Genomic DNA, 16,289 nt, shown 5'->3' with positions numbered 1-16,289 from the left:
TTACCCACCAAGTGATCTTGCTAGTGATTACCCACCGATACGAGCCATGATCAGCTGGCGTTTCGCCGTCGACCCTCCGATGTCGATAGCTCCGTCCAAGGTGGTGCGAGCCGCCGCGAACGTCGATACATCCTCAGTATGCAAGCGCAGCAACGGTTCCCCGGCCGACACCGTCTCGCCGACGGTCTTCAGGATCTCGACTCCGGCTCCGGCCGACACCGGGTCGGACTTGCGCGCCCGTCCGGCACCCAACCGCCACGCCGCCACACCCACGGCGTAGGCGTCCATGCGGGCGACGACACCGTCGGACTCGGCCCGCACCTCCTCCGACTCCGGCGCCACCGGCAACTTGGCGTCGACATCGCCGCCCTGCGCGGAGATCATGGCCCGCCAGGCGTCCATGGCGCGACCGTCGGCCAGCGCCGCGGCCGGATCGGCGTCCGGCTTACCCGCCAGCGCCAGCATCTCCCGGGCCAGGGCCACGGTCAGCTCCACCACATCGGCCGGTCCACCCCCGGCCAGCACCTCCAGCGACTCGGTGACCTCGAGCGCGTTGCCGGCGGTCCGGCCCAGCGGAGTGTCCATGTCGGTCAACAGCGCGGTGCACCGCACCCCGTGCGCGTCACCCAGCCGCACCATGGTCTCGGCGAGCCTGCGGGCCTGCTCGGCGTCCTTCATGAACGCGCCCGAACCGACCTTCACGTCCAGGACCAGGGCATCGGTGCCCTCGGCGATCTTCTTGCTCATGATCGACGAGGCGATCAACGGAATCGACTCGACGGTCCCGGTGACATCGCGCAACGCGTACAGCCGACGGTCGGCGGGCGCCAGATCGTCCCCGGCGGCACACACCACCGCGCCCGGATCACTCAACCGCGCGATGAACTCCGCATTGGACAGATTGGCGCGCCACCCCGGAATCGACTCCAGCTTGTCCAAAGTGCCCCCGGTGTGACCGAGCCCCCGCCCCGACAACTGCGGCACCGCCACCCCGAACGCCGCCACCAGCGGCGCCAACGGCAACGTGATCTTGTCCCCCACGCCCCCGGTCGAGTGTTTATCCACAGTAGGCTTACCCACCCCGGACAGGTCCAACCGCTCCCCCGACGCGATCATCGCCGCGGTCCAGTCCGCGATCTCACGATCGTTCGCCCCATTGAGCAGGATCGCCATCGCCAGCGCCGACATCTGCTCATCGGCGACCACACCCTTGGTGTAGGCGTCGATGACCCAGTCGATCTGGGCGGTGGTCAACTCCCCGCCATCGCGCTTGGCACGGATGACGTCAACGGCACTGAACAACGAGATTCCTAACTTTCGAGGTGACCGGGCCCGAAGGCACCCGGCAACAGTTCACCCAACCGGACCGGAGCCGGGCTGGCGTCGATCAGACAATCGGGCCCACCATGCTCGTGCAACAACTGACGGCACCGCCCACACGGAGTCAGCGCCTCACCCTTGCCGTCCACGCACGCCATGGCCCGCAATCGCCCACCACCGGTGGCGAACAACCGCGAGACCAACCCGCACTCCGCGCACAACGTCAACCCAAACGAGGCGTTCTCCACGTTGCAGCCCGCCACGATCCGCCCGTCGTCCACCAGCGCGGCGGCACCCACCGGATAGTGCGAGTACGGCACGTAGGCGTTCTTGGCGGCGTCGACGGCGGCCTCGCGCAGCCGTTCCCACATCGCGTCGTCGATGTCCATGGCGCGCTCCTCCCACCTAGGCGGCCGTACCTACGATCTTATGTAGGGTTTACCGTCCGCGGCGGGAGCGCGTACCTTTCCGATGAGCCCGGCCACAGCGACGATGGTCACCAGGTAGGGCAGCATGCTCAGGAAGCTGGACGGGACCGGGGAGCCGATGACGCGCAGGAACTGGCCGATCTGGTCGGCGAAGCCGAACAGGAGCGCGCCGAGTAGGGCGCCCAGGGGGTGCCAGCGGCCGACGATGAGGACGGCCAGCGCGATGAAGCCCTTGCCGACGGTCATGTTCTTGGCGAAGCCGAGGCCGTCGCCGATGGTGAACACGGCGCCGCCGAAGCCCGCGACCAGACCCGCCATCGCGACGTTGCGGAAGCGCAGCAGGTTGACCTTGACGCCGAGGGTGTCGGCGGCCTGCGGGTGTTCGCCGACCGCGCGGGTGCGCAGGCCCCAGGGGGTCATGAACAGCAGGAACCAGATCGCGAAGACCAGGATGATCGCGACGTAGCCGAAGATCGACTGGTCGAACAGCATCGGGCCGATGACCGGGATCTTGGACAGCAGCGGGACGGCCCACTCGGGTGCGTCGGGTGGGTCGTTGAAGGTGCTGGCGTCCTCCTTCATCACCTGGTCGAACAGGTAGCCGGTGACGCCGAGGACCAGCAGGTTGAGGATGACGCCCAGGACGACCTGGTCGACCTGGAACCGGACGGCCAGGGCGCCCAGCAGGGTGGTGACCAGGGAACCGGCGACCGCGGCGGTAACCAGGCCGACCCACACGTTGCCGGTCATGGTGGCGAACAGGGCGCCGCAGAAGGCACCGGCGAGCAGTTGGCCCTCGATGCCGACGTTGATGACGCCGGAGCGTTCGCACAGGACGCCGGCGAGGGCGCCGAAGATCAGCGGCAGTGCCGCGAACAGGGCTCCGGCCAGGACGAACTCGATCTTGAGCGGGTCGTCGCCCTTGGCGCTGGACACCGCCCACACGAGCAGGGCCAGGACGAAGGCGGCGAAGCCGATCACGGTCGCGGTGGTGAAGTAGCGCGGCGCTCCGGTGGCCAGGAAGATCCCGGCGCCGGTGGCGACGACGGCCAGCAGCACGATCGCGAGCCGGGCGGGGACCGCCCAGGTGGCGTCCCAGCCGAAGGTGTCGGCGGTCTTGTCGAGCATCATCTCGGCGGTGGTGCCCGAACCGACGGTGGCGAAGGCGCCCAGGACGGTGGCGAGGCCGAGCACGATCAGGACGACGCCCACCTTGCGGGAGCGGGTCCAGAATCCGTGCAGTTCCCGGGATTCGGCGGTTTCGGCAACACTGACTGTGGTCATGGGTTCTACCAGCCTTTCGCCGTCGTGGTGGCCAGCCCACCGGCGGGCGTGCGCAGTCGCAGCATGGTCTTGACCAGGGCGGGTGCCGCGATGAACAAGACGATGAGGGCTTGCACGATGATCGCCAGGTCGACGGGGATGCCGTAGGTCTGCAGGTTGGAGCCGCCGTTGCGCAGCGCGCCGAACAGCAGGGCGGCGCCGACGATGCCCCAGGGTTTGCCGCGTCCCAGCAGGGCCACGGTGATGCCGTCGAAGCCGACCTCGCCGATGACGCTGGACGACAGCGCGGGCGCGGTGGTGCCGCCCAGGGCCAGGACGGCTCCGGCCAGTCCGGCCAGGCCTCCGGCCAGCGCCATGGAGGTCGGGTAGGTGCGGGTGACGGACATGCCGGCGGTGCGGGAGGCCTCGGGGTTGAGGCCGACCGACCGCAGCCGGAAGCCGAGGGTGGAGCGGTTGAGCAGCCAGGCGACGAACCAGGCCGCCAGCAGGGCCACGATGATGCCCGCGTTGACGCGCACGATCGACTTCTGCTCGAACAGTTCGCCCAGGAACGGCAGCCAGGCCGAGTCGTTGACGGGCTGCGAGATCGCGTCGTTGCGGTCCGGGTCGTCCATGAACCTGGTGCCGATGACCCACACCAGGAACAGCGAGGCGACGTAGTTGAGCATGATCGAGGTGATGACCTCGTGGGCGCCGGTGCGGGCCTTGAGCAGTCCGGGGACGCCGCCGTAGATCGCTCCGGCGAGCAGGCCGGCGGCCAGCGCCAGCGGCAGGTGCAGGAACCACGGCACGTTCAGGACGAAGCCGATGATGGTGGCGCCGATGGCGCCCATGATGACCTGGCCCTGAGCGCCGATGTTGAACAGGCCGGTGCGGAAGGCCAGTCCCACCGCGAGGCCGCTCAGGACCAGCGGCGCGGTCGCGAACAGGGTGTCGGACGGCGAGCGCAGCACGTCCTCGATGGGGACCGCGCCCAGGAAGAAGTCGTTGACCGTGACCGGGTCGATGATGCTGGAGGTGAACAGGCCGCTGTACATGGACAGGACGGTGCCGAAGGGGTCGTCGGAGTCCGTGGTGGTGAAGACCAGGATTCCGGCGATCAGCAGTGCCAGCAGGATCGAGTAGATCGTGACCATGACCGCGTTGGCGGTCTTGACGTAGCCGAAGAAGGTGGTGCCGAAGCCCGACTTCTTCTCCGGGGCCGACTCGTCCTCCTTCGGAGTCGTTTCGGTGGTCTTATCGTTCACCGTCGTTCTCCTGGGGGTCGTCCTCGGTCTGAACTCCGGCCATGAGCTGGCCGATCTTGTCGCGCGGCGTGTCCGGGGACACCTCGGCGATGATGTGTCCGTTGTGGATCACGGCTACCCGGTCGGCGAGGGACAGCACTTCGTCCAGTTCGGACGAGATCAGCAGCACCCCGGCCCCGGCGTCGCGTTCGTCGACGATGCGCTTGTGGATGAACTCCATCGCGCCGACGTCGACGCCGCGGGTGGGCTGGGCGGCGATGAGCAGCTTCAGCGGCCGGGACAGTTCCCGCGCCACGATCACCTTCTGCTGGTTGCCGCCCGACAGGTTCCCGGCGTGGGCGTCGATCGAGGGGGTGCGGACGTCGAAGGTCTCGACGTACTCCTTGGCCTTGTCCCGGATCACCGCGTCCTTGAGCACGCCCCGGCCCGCGTAGGGCTCCCGGTTGTAGCGGTTGAGGATCAGGTTCTCCGCGATGGTGAAGTCCGTGACCAGGCCGTCGACCAGCCGGTCCTCGGGGATGTAGCCGACCCCGGACTCGATGATGGCGCTGGTGGAGGCGTGGGTGCGGTGCACGTCGGCGATGTGGACGGTGCCGCCGAGCTTGGGCATCAGGCCCATGACGGCTTCGGCCAGTTCGCTCTGGCCGTTGCCCTGCACACCGGCGATGCCGACGATCTCGCCGTGGTTGACGGTCAGCGACAGGCCGTCGACGGCGTGGTGGCCGCGCGAGTCGGCGACGGTCAGGTTATCGATGACCAGCGCCGGGTTCCCCGGCTGGGCCGGATCCTTGTCGACGGTCAGCTTCACCGAACGTCCGACCATCATGGACGCCAGTTCGGTCTCGGAGTCGGTCGGCGCCGCCTCACCGACCACCGCGCCGCGGCGGATGACGGTGATCTTGTCGGCGATGGCCTTGACTTCCTTGAGCTTGTGGCTGATGAAGACGATCGACTTGCCGTCGGCGCGCAGCCCGCGCATGATGTCGAGCAGCTCGTCGATCTCCTGCGGGGTGAGCACCGCGGTGGGCTCGTCCAGGATCAGCAGGTCACAGTCGTTGAGCAGCGCCTTGATGATCTCGACGCGCTGCTGCACGCCCACCGGCAGGTCCTCGACCAGCGCGTCGGGATCGACGTCGAGCCCGTAGCGCTCGGAGATCTCGCGCACCGCCCGGGCGGCCTTGCGACGGCTGAGGACGCCGAGGCCGTCGGTCATCTCGCGGCCGAGCATGACGTTCTCGGCGACGGTGAACACCGGGACCAGCATGAAGTGCTGGTGCACCATGCCGATGCCCGCCTTGATGGCGTTGCCCGGGGAGGTGATGGCGACCTTGCGGCCATCGATGATTATGTGCCCCTCGTTGGGCGTCAGCAGCCCGTAGAGCATGTTCATCAGGGTGGATTTGCCGGCGCCGTTCTCGCCCAGCAGGGCGTGAATCTCACCCGCCTCCACTGTCAGGTCAATGTGGTCGTTCGCCACCAGGTCGCCGAAGCGTTTGGTCAGACCACTCAGTTCGAGTCTCAGCGTCGTGCTCCTTCGCACTGCGATCGCTTGCGTCGGCGGCGGTCAGTGAAGACCGCCGCCGACGCAGCGTAGTGTCCGTCAGTCGACCGGTCGCGGGCAGATCGACGGTCGTCTGTTCAGCCTCGGCTTATTCCGGCTTCGGCTGGTTCTTGGACTTGATCTCGATCTTGCCGTCGATGATGTCCTTCTTGACGGTCTCGATCTCCTTGGCGAGCTTCTCGTCGACGACCTTGTTCAGGTCGGCGAGGCCCACGCCCTCGTTCTCCAGGGTGCCGACGTAACGGCCGTCCTTGGCGCCGTCGTCGACGGCGGTCTTGATGGACTCGGCGACCGCGTCGGCGATGCCCTTCATCGAGGAGGTCAGGAACTCGTCGCAGTACTTGGCGGCGGCCTCGCAGCCGTCGGAGTCGACCCAGATGGAGTAGACGTCGTCCTTGGACTGGGTGGCCTCGGGACCACCGAGTCCGGCCGGACCCGCGACCGGGAAGATCACGTCGGCGCCCTGCGACATCAGGTTGTTCGCGTGCTGCTTGCCGACCTTGGCGTCCTCGAAGTTGTCGACGAACAGGCCGTCGCCCTTGCCGTCCTCGAAGTTCGGCTTCCAGCCCTTGACCTGGACGTCCTTCTTGTTCTGCTTGTTGTAGTACTCCACGCCCTCGGCGTAGCCGTCCATGAAGATGGTCACCGGCGGGATGTTGGCGCCGCCGAAGGTGCCCACCTTGCCGGTCTTGCTGGTTCCGGCGGCCAGGTAACCGGCCAGGAACGACGACTGCGCGGTGTTGAACTCCATCGAGAAGACGTTCTTGTTCTTCGCCCCGGACAGGTTCGAGTCCACAATCGCGAACCGCTTGTCCTTGTTCTCCTCGGCGACCTGCTCGGTGTCCCCGGTGATCAATCCACCCACGGCGATCGTCAGATCGGCCTTGTCGTCCTTGACACAGCTGGTCAGGTTCTTGGAGTAATCGCTCTTGTCCTTCGACTCACGCTTCTTCAGCGTGATCTCGGAATTCTCCTTCTTGGCCTTTTCCATACCCGCCCAGGCCGACTCGTTGAACGACTTGTCGTCGAATCCGCCTTCGTCGGAGACCATACAGACCACAAACCCGGCGTCGCTGGCCTCGCCACAAGCGGCCAGACCGGTCAGGGCCACACCGCTTGCCACCACGAGGGCGGCGAACTTCCTGGGTCCACGCCACTTTCGCAAGAAATTCTCCTTAAATTTCGGGCACCGGACAAACGCGGTACGCCTCGTCGAGAAGGCAGGTTATTACTATTCCATCCCCGCCTCAAGATCCGATGCCAAGTTGGTGCGCGTCGTTACCGAGACGTAATCACTGCCAGAATACGGCCACACCTGCTGTTACCACGACCATCGCGCCGATCGCGATGAAATGTCCTTTGGCGGTCGACTCGCGCTTTTTCAGGTGCGGGATCCACACCATGACGGCGATCAAAACCGCCAGAACGGCCTTGACGCCGATCTTGGCATAGTTCGGTTCATAATCCTTAGGAAAGGGGGCCGACAGGAAAATGCCGGTGGCGAGCTGGATGACCGAACCCCACAGCATCACGGGGTTGATTTTGAGGCGGTCACTGAGGAAAGCTGTCAGCCAACCTCCGAACAGCATCGCGAAACCGAGTAGGTGAATGTACAAAAGGGCGTGGCGCAAAAGTTCCATGGCGAGCAGTATGCCAGAAGCTTCTACGCGATGTCGAATACGTGAATTGTCAAACCGATCGCCTATACGGTCGACCTCGACGATCTTCGATGGCTAACATCATGGTTGTGAGGGGGATGGCGCGCAAGTTCTCGAACTCGCCGGGCCGGGCGTCGCGTTTCGCGTCGCGTGTTGTGGCCACGGCGCGGTTTGTGGTGGGCGCCTTCGCAATCCTGGTTCTGGCCGTACCGGTCACGATGGACGACGACGCGGCACCGCCGATGCGGCTCGTCGACGACGGCGGGGGCGACGGCTCCTCCTCGGACCCGCCGTACACCCCGTCACCGTCGGGCGAGTCACCCTCGCCTTCAGACGGTCCATCGGGGAATGACGGCGAGAACGGCAAGAAACCGCCGCCCGCCGAGGAGGCCGCGGCCGGTATCCCGGTCGCCGCCCAGGCCGGGATCTCGCTGGGTGTCATCGGTCTGGCCGCCCTGGCGCTGCTGCCGGGACGCCGTCCCCCGGCCCACCTGCGTTAGACGTTGCGGGAGCGGTACACGCCGCCGCCCTGCGGCTGCGGGCCGCCGGTCGCGTCGTCGCCACCGCCGTCGCCGGGGCCTTCCTCCTCGCCCCGGTCGCGGCGCATCGAACGGATCCGCAGCACCACGAACACGACCACGGCGATCAGCACCACCGCGATCACGCCCTTGGAGTAGGCGCCGACGTACTCCTCGACGACCTCCCAGTGCTCGCCGAGCTTGTAACCCAGCAGGATGAAGATCGAGTTCCAGATCAGGCTGCCACCGGCGGTGTACAGCAGGAACTTCGGCATCGCCATCTTCTCCAGCCCGGCGGGGATGGAGATGAAGCTGCGGAAGATCGGGATGAACCGCCCGAAGAAGACCGCCTTGCCGCCGTGTTTGCCGAACCACGCCTCGGTCTTCTCGATGTCGGACAGCTTGATCAGTGGCAGTTTGACCGCCAGCCGCACGATCCGGTCGCGACCCATGACCATGCCGATGTAGTACAGCGCGACGGCTCCGACCAGCGAGCCGGCGGTGGTCCAGATGATCGCCGAGAACAGGTTCATCTTGCCCTGTCCGGCGGTGAACCCGGCCAGCGGCAGGATCACCTCGCTGGGGATCGGCGGGAACAGGTTCTCCAGCGCGATGGCCAGACCGGCCCCGGGTCCGCCCATGGTTTCCATCAAACTGGTGGCCCAGTCGGTGATCTGTCCCAGCACGCCCTCGGTGGTCGTCATGGGCAAAGACGTTAAGGCAGCAAAATCCGTGCCGGGCAAGCGGGCTGGGTCGGTTTCGGGCCCGTGAGGGCCCGCAACGGCCTTCGTCCCCTCACGTCATCCCCACCGTGTCGTGAAGGGACGAAGGCTCTCGTCCTCACGCGGTCAGAGTCCTGACCTGACACCGATCCATAAAGGACAGGCATACTTCGAAGGTATATCTCGCTCCCTCGCGGAGGTCGAACTTGTTGCCGTCACCGGAATTCCGGCGTTCACAATCACCGCTGCCGCCGTCGGCAACGATGGTGTAAACAACATCCTGCCCGTCCCGGACCTTCCCCACAACATCCGAACCGTCGGAAATCTCGTCACAAACGGTGAACAGGTCCCCATCCGACTGGAAGTTCGCCGATCCCGCCCGGGAATCGCCTGACGTCCACCAGTTCTGGCCCGACGCGTCGGCGCTGTTCTCGTCCCCCGAGGCCATGACGGTGGGCAGGATCGCCGCGGCGGTCACCACCGTGGCCGCTATCGCGGTTCGCACTCTTCGCATGCGGTTTCCCCTCCACCGGACGGATTTCGCGGAAGTCTCCTAGGGAAGACGCTTCGCCGGTGGGACGGGGTTTACGAAACGGTGAAACCTTGGCCAAAACGTGACCGGACGGGCATCAGTCCGCCTCGGGTTCGGGTGGGGTCGCGGGGTCGGCGATCGCGCCGCCGAGACCGGCGGTGGCCGCGAAGCTGACGTCCCACTGCCGCGACTCGGGCGGTGGCGCGACGGGGTCGGAGTCCACGTCATGCGGACACCGGGACGGGACATCGATGTTCATGAGTACCTCCATTCGCTTCCAGTGTCGGCGCCGCGCACACGCCCGCGCCCGGCCCCGGACGACTCCGGACGCGCCCGCGACGCCACCGGCCGCCGCGCCATAGAATGACCCCGAATCAGGGTCTTGGGAGCGCATGCATGAAATCGGGTCAACTGCTCGGCGATCGGTATCGGCTCGGCGACCGGCTCGGCTTCGGCGGCATGGGCTCGGTGTGGCGGGCCGCCGACACCCAGCTGGGCCGCACCGTCGCCATCAAGGTGCTGCGTCCCGACCTGGCCGAGGACGCCGAGTACCGGCACCGGTTCCTGCGCGAGGCGCGCACGCTGGCGGCGCTGGACGTGCCCGGCATCGTGCGGATCCACGACTGGTGCGAGGAGACCGACGCCGAGGGCCGCACCCGGTGCTACATCGTCATCGACTTCGTCGAGGGCCAGTCGCTGGCGGCGCTGCTGGAGGAGCGGGTGCGCCTGGACGTCGACACCACCATGGACATCGTCCGGCAGACCGCCGAGGCCCTGCACGCCGCGCACACCGCCGGGATCGTGCACCGGGATGTCAAGCCCGGCAACATCATCATCGGTTCGGCGGGCCGGGTCACGCTGGTGGACTTCGGGATCGCGTACTCGCCGACGCAGGACCCGCTCACCGAGGCGGGCGAGGTGGTGGGCACGCCGTCCTACATCAGCCCCGAATACCTGACCGGCGGCGAACTCACCCCGGCCTCCGATGTGTACAGCCTGGGAATCGTGGCGTACCAGTGCCTCGCCGGACGGCTGCCCTACTCGGGCACCACCGGCAAGGTCATCGCCGGGCACCTGGACCCGCAGCCGCCGACGCTGCCGCAGGGCACCGCGCCGTCCGAGGTCGCCCGGGTCGTGACCCGGTGCCTGGCCCGCGAACCCGGCGAACGCTTCACCTCCGCCGCCGCGCTGGCGCAGGCGTGCCGCGAACCCGGCAGCCTGCCGCGCGACTGGCGGATCTCGCGGCGGCTCGCGGTGGTGGCCGCGGCCGTGGCGATACTGCTGGTCGCGGGCGGCATCGTGTTCGTGCTGCCGCTGCTGAGCGACGACACCGGCTCGGCGTCGGCCGACGACCCCGAAACGTCGCAGTCCCGCTCCGAGTCCGGGGCGGCCAGTTCGGCGTCGAAGTCGTCGAAGAAACCCGACGATCCCAAGGAAGGCAAGAAGTCGGAGTCCGGCAAGCCTGCCAAGGACGGCGGCGAGGCCGATCCGGCACCGGGCGACTTCAGCCCCCTCGCCAGCGCCTACAGTGGAATGTGTATCGGAGTCGCGAGCGAGGCCAAGACCGAGGGAGCGAAGATCATCCAGTGGGGACTGTCCTGGGAGACCGACTGCGACCAGGGCAACGAGCAGTGGTCCTGGGTGGGCGGTTACGGAAAGGACCGCGGCTCCTTCAAGATCGTCAACCAGAACTCCGGCATGTGCCTGGCCTCCAACGGAAACGCCGCCGGAGCCGAGATCGTGCAGCAGGAGTGCCGCGACTCCGACGGCGAACAGGTGTGGCAGCGCACCCACTCCGACACCAAGAACGGCTGGGACTACTACTGGCTGATCCGCAACGAGGCCGCCGACCTGTGCATGGACAACCAGGGCAAGTCCGAGGAGAGCGTGCCGATGATCCTGGGACAGTGCGTCGAAGCCAACACGCAGCAGTTCCGCGTGCCCGCCTGAACCCGCCCGCGAGGATGCCGATGACCGCCCCGACCGCCGAACCCGATCCGATCGACTGCCGCAGCATCGACGACGTCGTCGCGTACCTGGCGGGCCTGAAGGTGTGGGCGCGGGACATGTCGTTTCGCGAGATCACCAAGCGCATCAACGAACACCGCAAGAAGTCGCGCATCCCGGAACCGGCGAAACTGGCGACGGTCAACGACTGCTTCAAGACCGGACGGCGGCGGCTCAACTGGGACCTGGTCATCGACATCGGACGGGCCCTGGGGCTCAGCCAGGCGGGGGTGACCCGGCTGGAACAGGTGTGCCGCCTCATCACCGCCCGCATCGAACAGTCCGATGTGGCCGACGTGCGGGATTCCATCCCCACCGGACGCCCGGAGTTCACCGGCCGCAAGAACGAGGGCCAGTTGATCCTGGACGGGTTGCAGGAGGCGGTGCGCTCACAGCGGCCCGGGGTGGCGATCATCCACGGCCCGGCCGGGGTCGGCAAGACCGAGCTGGCGCTGCAACTGGCACACCACGTCATCCGCGAGGGCTACTGCGCGGACGTGCAGCTGTTCGCCGACCTGCACGGTTTCGACGCGCAGCGCCCGGCCTGCTCCGCCGACGCCGTCCTGTCGGGGTTCCTGCGGCTGTTGGGCCGCACCAGCGCCGACATCGCGACGCTGCCGAGCGTGGAGCAGAAAGCCGCGCGGTTCCGGCACCTGCTCACCGGCAAGGCGACGCTGCTGATCGTGGACAACGTTCCCGGACCCGAGTCGCTGGCGCCGCTGCTGCCCGGGCTGGCCTCGACCCTGGTCCTGGTGACCAGCCGCAACCGCGACGGCTGGCCCGGCCTGGCCGCCCAGCTGGCGCTACAGCCGCTGTCGGTCGACGAGGGCATGACACTGTTGCGGCGCTTCGATGTCGGCGACCGCGTCGACGCCGAACCCGAGGCGGCGGGCCTGCTGGTGGACCGGTTGTGCTCCGGGCTGCCGCTGGACCTGGTCGCGTTGGGCGGCCAGCTCGCCGACCCGGCCGAGTCGACCTGGACGCTGTCCGACCACGCCGCCCGGTTGCAGCGTTTCCCGCGCGACCAGGTGCAGCGCCCGGCGCTGGCGGGTTCGTGCCAGGGCCTGTCACCCGACGCCCGTCGGGCGTTTCGGTTGCTGGCGTTGTTGCCGCGCGACGACTTCACCGTCCACGAGACCGCGATCCTGTCCGACATCGAGCATGCCGAGGCCGAGCAGGCCCTGGCCGAACTGTTCAACCGGCACCTGCTGTTGCGCCGCCACGCGGGCCGCTACCGTTTCCACGACGCGGTCGCCGAGTTCGCCCGTCACCTGCTGTACCAGGAGGAACCGGCCTCGGCCCAGCACGCGGCCCTGGCCCGGCTGCGCAACGCGACCACGAAGGTCGTCACGATGCGCCGAGCCCCCGTCCCGCCGCCCCACTAGCCGTCGCCAAGCCAGCCGCACTCGCACCGGTCAGCCGGTTCCCAGGCTCGGGCTCGCGGGCTCGGTGATGCCCAGCCGGGCCGCCAGCCGCCGGGCCTGGTCGCGGTGCATCTCGGCCTGCTCGACGTCGCCGGTGGCCGTGGCCGCGTCGGCCAACGCGGACTCGATGCGGCAGTGCACCAGCTGCGGCGCCATCCGCTCCGCCGCCGAACGGGCCTGCTCCAACCGGTCCAACGCGGTCTGGCGATCCCCGTCGGCCAGTTCGGACAGTCCGATCTCAAGCAGTGCGTTGGCCTTGAGCTCCGGATCGTGGCTCGGTTCGATGAGGACCGCCACGCGGGGCGCGATCCGGGCCGCGGCGGCGGGCTCGCCGAGACAACGCCAGGCCGCCATCTGCCCGAACCAGGGTTAGGTCGACGGCGTGCTCGTCGAAACCGTACGCCACCGCCGCCCCGACACAGTCCATGAGGGACTGGTATTCGGTGAAGACAGGCCAGCACGGCCTTCGCGCGTCCGCCCCGAGGTCGACCGTGCGGTCGCCGTCGCGGACCCGCATGGCCCCCAGTACCCGAAACTCCATGTCAGACGGTCACCGGCGTGGTCCCCCGACACCGGTGCGCATCGCTACTGGCCGCCACCCAGCTTGGCCGGGTTGGGGGCGTTTCCGGCGGGTCGAAGGAGGAACCCTCGTCCTCGTCGCCCCAGGACGACTCGTCGTAGGAGACGTCCTCTGAGTACGCGGCGCTGTCGTCCTCGAGTTCCGCGTCGTGGGAGGTGTCGTCCAGACTGTCGTCGTACTCGTCCATGTCCTACTCCTCTGAGTGGCGGAACCGGCGCAAGTGTATCGACATATGCACACCCAGTCCGGGTCCGCTGGACGCGCGGACTACGAGGTCTTCTTGTCGAATTCGGCCGCGAAATCCTCGGACTGCACCTCGTCACCGTCGATGAAAACCGTCGGTGTCGCGGCGATGTCGCTGGCCTTGTCCGTCTCGCGGTCGACCCAGTCGCGGTAGCTGCCCTCGCCGACGCAGTCGGCGAACTTCTCGCCCAGGCCGACGTCGGCACCCAGTTCGACGAGCTTGTCGTCGTCCAGGCCCGCGCCGCCCTCGGGCGGCTGGTTGTCCATCAGCACCTGGTAGTAGTCGTAGAACTTGTCCTCGTCGGCGGCGCACACCGAGGCCGACGCGGCCCGGCCGGGGTACTCGTCGGTGAACATCGACTTCAGGAAGTTCAACGGGTGGAAGCGAATCGTGGCCTTCTTGTCCTCGATAGCGCTTTCGAGGGCGCTGTCGTTCGTCTCCTGGAACTTCTTACAGGCCGGGCAGCCGAAGTCCAGGTAGATGTCGACCGTGGGTTCGCCGTCCCCCACGACGATCCCGCCGTCGGCTACCTCCGCCTGCGGTTCGGCGGCGGTGGACTTGTCGTCCTTGTCGCGGGACTCGCCGATCAGGACCACCCCCACCCACACGCCCCCGGCGATGAGCAGCGCCGCGACGGTGCCGAACACGACGTACAGCCACATATGCTGGTTCTTCGCCGGGGCGGGCACGGGCACAGGCGGTGGCATCGGCGGGGGCGGGGTTCCCCATTGGTTCGGATCACCGGGCGGGGGCGGGTTGGTCATGGCCTCATCCTAGAAGCCGCGGGCCCGCTCCCCGCCCGGTCCGGTTGCGTCAGCTGGTCGAGGGGTAGGTCGGCGCGTAGACGCCGCCGCTGACCGGAGCGGGACCCTTGAGGGCGAAGCCCGCGTAGTAACTGTTGACCCTGCTGGCCTCACCGGAGTTGGGATACGGGTTGGTGCACGAGGTTCCGGCACTGCCGCCGGACATCAGGTAGCTGCAGATGCCGTTGTAGGTGTCGGGCAACCGGTGACCGTGCCCGATCTCGTGCGAGATGATGCGCAGCGTGTTGTGACCGGCCGCGATGTCCCGGCTGTCGATGTAGATGGTCGCGCAACCGAGTCCACAGGGGTAGGCGCGCGAACCGCCGCCGGTGGTGGCGTAGATCCGGATGGTGCCGTTGGAGCGGGAGACCATGTTGAGGTTGGGTACCCGGCTGTTCCAGATCTGGGCGGCCTGAGCCGACTGGGAGGAGTACGCGTACGCGGTGTAGTACACGGTGCGGGCCTGCACGTCGGCGTCGGCGGCCGCCGGGGAGGCGGTGAAGAACTGGAAGCCGAGCATCGCGATGGCGAAGGCCGTGAAGACGACGAGGGTCTTTCGGATACGGGACATTATGGGCATGGGAATGTCTCCCTGTGATTGAGCCGGTCGGCCGGGCGAGCCACCGGTCGAGAGAAGTTCGTCCACGTTGCCGGCACGGGACGATTCGGGCCACCCGAGAATATCGACCCATTCGCATACATGACAATAAGTTGCGAAGGGGCACATTTCCGTGAAAGCCCCCCGCCACCCTTGAGTAAAGTCCCCTCGTGCGAGCCGACACCACTCCCCGCCTCCTGGTCACCCCCGACCGCGACAGCGCCGAATCCGCCGCCGAGGCGATCACCGACGCGGGCCTCGCCCCGGCCCCACCCCGCGTCGTCCGCGAAGCCCTCGCGGGCGAGGACGACGCCGAGGACGCCCAGTGGCTCGCCGTCGTCGAGGCCCCGTCGCAAGGTTGGAACGCCGAAACCCTCGCGGCACTGGACGACATCGCGTCCGACCACGAGGGCTGGCTGGAGATCGAGGGCTGACTACCGGAAGGCGTCGGCGTTCTCGGCGGCCCACTGCTTGAAGTCGCGCGGCTTCTTGCCGGTGAACTTCTCGAACTCCGCGGCGCCCTCCAGCGGGTAGGGCTCGGTGGGGAGGCTGCCGAAGACGTTGATCTTGAAGTCGATCAGCTCCTGGGAGATCCCGTTGGCCGCTTCGCGTTCGCGGGTCTGTTCCGGGGTGAGTTCCACGAGCTTGATGTCCTTGCCGATCGCCTCGCCGATGATGCGGATCTTGTCGCGCAGGGAGACAGCGGACGGTCCGGCCACCTGGATCGTCTTGCCGTGGTGGCCTTCCTCCAGCAGGGCCTTGACCGCGACCGCGGCGATGTCGGCCTCGTGGGACATCGGGCTGTGGCCGTCGGGGAAGGGTTCCTCGACGACTCCGGTGGTGCGGATCGCCTCGGCCCAGCCCAGTGCGTTGGACATGAACTCGCCGGGGCCGACGCGGGTCCACTGGAGTGTGCTGGCGTCGACGGCGTCCTCGAGGGATCCGTTGTCCCAGGCGCCGAGCAGGGTCACTCGCTTGACACCGGCCTTGAGGGCGAGGTCGACGATCTCCTGGCCGTTGGAGAGGAGTTCGTAGTTGTCGCCGCCGAAGTTGATGAAGTGGGCGGCGGTGACGCCCTCGAAGGCCGCCGCGAGGGTGTCGGTGCGGGTGAGGTCGCCGGCGATGACCTCGGCTTCGGCGGGCAGGTTCGCCTTGGCCGGGTTGCGGGTCAGCGCGCGGGTGGGGGCTCCGGCGGCGACGAGCTGCTCGACGATGTGGCGGCCGACGTTTCCGGTGGCTCCGGTGACGAGGAAGGTCATTGGTTTTCTCCTTGGTTATTGGCTGTCGGGAGAAAAGTTATGAGCAATTGAGGACCTTTTCGGTCCTCAATTCGGCGCTGTGATCGGTGTCACTGGGAACGCCG

General features: G+C 67.5%; 19 protein-coding genes. 4 read left to right on the top strand and 15 right to left on the bottom strand.

The genetic code is table 11. The annotated features are described in order from the left end of the window. Positions 1-27: 27 nt before the first annotated feature. The 7 genes from SNAS_RS06690 to SNAS_RS06660 all read right to left on the bottom strand — a co-directional run bounded on the left by SNAS_RS06690 (position 28) and on the right by SNAS_RS06660 (position 7,480). Positions 28-1,308, bottom strand: a complete 1,281-nt coding sequence (locus SNAS_RS06690) for a thymidine phosphorylase (RefSeq protein WP_041624595.1) — start codon at positions 1,306-1,308, stop codon at positions 28-30. A gap of 2 nt (positions 1,309-1,310) precedes the next feature. Next, positions 1,311-1,709 (bottom strand): cytidine deaminase, encoded by a 399-nt coding sequence (locus tag SNAS_RS06685; RefSeq protein WP_013016635.1) that lies wholly within the window; start codon positions 1,707-1,709, stop codon positions 1,311-1,313. A 30-nt stretch (positions 1,710-1,739) separates the two neighbouring features. Further along, entirely contained in the window at positions 1,740-3,032 is a 1,293-nt protein-coding gene (locus SNAS_RS06680) for an ABC transporter permease (RefSeq protein ID WP_013016634.1), read from the bottom strand. A gap of 5 nt (positions 3,033-3,037) precedes the next feature. Continuing rightward, a complete protein-coding gene (locus SNAS_RS06675) occupies positions 3,038-4,279 on the bottom strand; it encodes an ABC transporter permease (RefSeq protein WP_013016633.1) in 1,242 nt (413 codons plus the stop codon). Continuing rightward, positions 4,269-5,801 (bottom strand): ABC transporter ATP-binding protein, encoded by a 1,533-nt coding sequence (locus SNAS_RS06670; protein WP_211207425.1) that lies wholly within the window; start codon positions 5,799-5,801, stop codon positions 4,269-4,271. The genes SNAS_RS06675 and SNAS_RS06670 overlap by 11 nt, the downstream gene beginning before the upstream one ends. Positions 5,802-5,928: 127 nt before the next feature. Further along, positions 5,929-7,005: a BMP family lipoprotein gene (locus SNAS_RS06665; protein WP_013016631.1), complete on the bottom strand. Its 1,077-nt coding sequence runs from the start codon at positions 7,003-7,005 to the stop codon at positions 5,929-5,931. Positions 7,006-7,132: 127 nt separating this feature from the next. Then, the gene (locus SNAS_RS06660) at positions 7,133-7,480 is read right to left on the bottom strand and encodes a hypothetical protein (RefSeq protein WP_013016630.1); all 348 of its coding nucleotides are present in this window, start codon (positions 7,478-7,480) and stop codon (positions 7,133-7,135) included. A gap of 107 nt (positions 7,481-7,587) precedes the next feature. Here SNAS_RS06660 and SNAS_RS06655 point away from each other — a divergent pair, with 107 nt between their 5' ends. Further along, positions 7,588-7,998: a hypothetical protein gene (locus SNAS_RS06655; protein ID WP_144300415.1), complete on the top strand. Its 411-nt coding sequence runs from the start codon at positions 7,588-7,590 to the stop codon at positions 7,996-7,998. Here the strand turns inward: SNAS_RS06655 and SNAS_RS06650 are convergent. The 3 genes from SNAS_RS06650 to SNAS_RS35670 all read right to left on the bottom strand — a co-directional run bounded on the left by SNAS_RS06650 (position 7,995) and on the right by SNAS_RS35670 (position 9,529). After that, complete coding sequence (locus SNAS_RS06650) at positions 7,995-8,720, bottom strand: DedA family protein (protein WP_013016628.1); 726 nt, start codon at positions 8,718-8,720, stop codon at positions 7,995-7,997. The two genes, SNAS_RS06655 and SNAS_RS06650, sit on opposite strands and share 4 nt — an antisense overlap. A gap of 136 nt (positions 8,721-8,856) precedes the next feature. Next, entirely contained in the window at positions 8,857-9,252 is a 396-nt protein-coding gene (locus SNAS_RS06645) for a hypothetical protein (RefSeq protein WP_013016627.1), read from the bottom strand. A gap of 115 nt (positions 9,253-9,367) precedes the next feature. Continuing rightward, positions 9,368-9,529 carry a hypothetical protein gene (locus tag SNAS_RS35670; RefSeq protein ID WP_013016626.1) on the bottom strand — a complete coding sequence of 54 codons (162 nt, stop codon included), beginning with the start codon at positions 9,527-9,529 and terminating at the stop codon, positions 9,368-9,370. Between the two features lie 137 nt (positions 9,530-9,666). Between SNAS_RS35670 and SNAS_RS32470 the strand changes: the two genes are divergently transcribed. Together SNAS_RS32470 and SNAS_RS06635 are read left to right on the top strand one after the other, a co-directional pair. Then, positions 9,667-11,220, top strand: a complete 1,554-nt coding sequence (locus tag SNAS_RS32470; protein ID WP_013016625.1) for a serine/threonine protein kinase — start codon at positions 9,667-9,669, stop codon at positions 11,218-11,220. 20 nt (positions 11,221-11,240) lie between these two features. Beyond that, positions 11,241-12,662 (top strand): AAA family ATPase, encoded by a 1,422-nt coding sequence (locus SNAS_RS06635; protein ID WP_013016624.1) that lies wholly within the window; start codon positions 11,241-11,243, stop codon positions 12,660-12,662. Between the two features lie 30 nt (positions 12,663-12,692). On the opposite strand, the gene SNAS_RS06630 is transcribed toward SNAS_RS06635, so the two are convergent. From SNAS_RS06630 to SNAS_RS06615, 4 genes are all read right to left on the bottom strand, one after another. Continuing rightward, entirely contained in the window at positions 12,693-13,055 is a 363-nt protein-coding gene (locus SNAS_RS06630) for a hypothetical protein (RefSeq protein WP_013016623.1), read from the bottom strand. A gap of 188 nt (positions 13,056-13,243) precedes the next feature. Next, positions 13,244-13,468 carry a hypothetical protein gene (locus tag SNAS_RS06625; protein WP_013016622.1) on the bottom strand — a complete coding sequence of 75 codons (225 nt, stop codon included), beginning with the start codon at positions 13,466-13,468 and terminating at the stop codon, positions 13,244-13,246. A gap of 80 nt (positions 13,469-13,548) precedes the next feature. Beyond that, a complete protein-coding gene (locus SNAS_RS06620) occupies positions 13,549-14,289 on the bottom strand; it encodes a DsbA family protein (protein WP_013016621.1) in 741 nt (246 codons plus the stop codon). A 49-nt stretch (positions 14,290-14,338) separates the two neighbouring features. Next, a complete protein-coding gene (locus SNAS_RS06615) occupies positions 14,339-14,899 on the bottom strand; it encodes a snapalysin family zinc-dependent metalloprotease (protein ID WP_169313856.1) in 561 nt (186 codons plus the stop codon). A 197-nt stretch (positions 14,900-15,096) separates the two neighbouring features. Here SNAS_RS06615 and SNAS_RS06610 point away from each other — a divergent pair, with 197 nt between their 5' ends. Then, positions 15,097-15,360 carry a hypothetical protein gene (locus SNAS_RS06610; protein WP_013016619.1) on the top strand — a complete coding sequence of 88 codons (264 nt, stop codon included), beginning with the start codon at positions 15,097-15,099 and terminating at the stop codon, positions 15,358-15,360. Here the strand turns inward: SNAS_RS06610 and SNAS_RS06605 are convergent, their stop codons facing one another. After that, positions 15,361-16,185 (bottom strand): SDR family oxidoreductase, encoded by an 825-nt coding sequence (locus SNAS_RS06605; protein ID WP_013016618.1) that lies wholly within the window; start codon positions 16,183-16,185, stop codon positions 15,361-15,363. Positions 16,186-16,289: the final 104 nt, after the last annotated feature.

This window comes from Stackebrandtia nassauensis DSM 44728, assembly GCF_000024545.1.
GTDB classification, from domain to species: Bacteria; Actinomycetota; Actinomycetes; order Mycobacteriales; family Micromonosporaceae; genus Stackebrandtia; species Stackebrandtia nassauensis.
The sequence above is the reverse complement of the archived record's forward strand: the minus strand, read 5'-3'. Positions and strand labels throughout refer to the sequence as shown.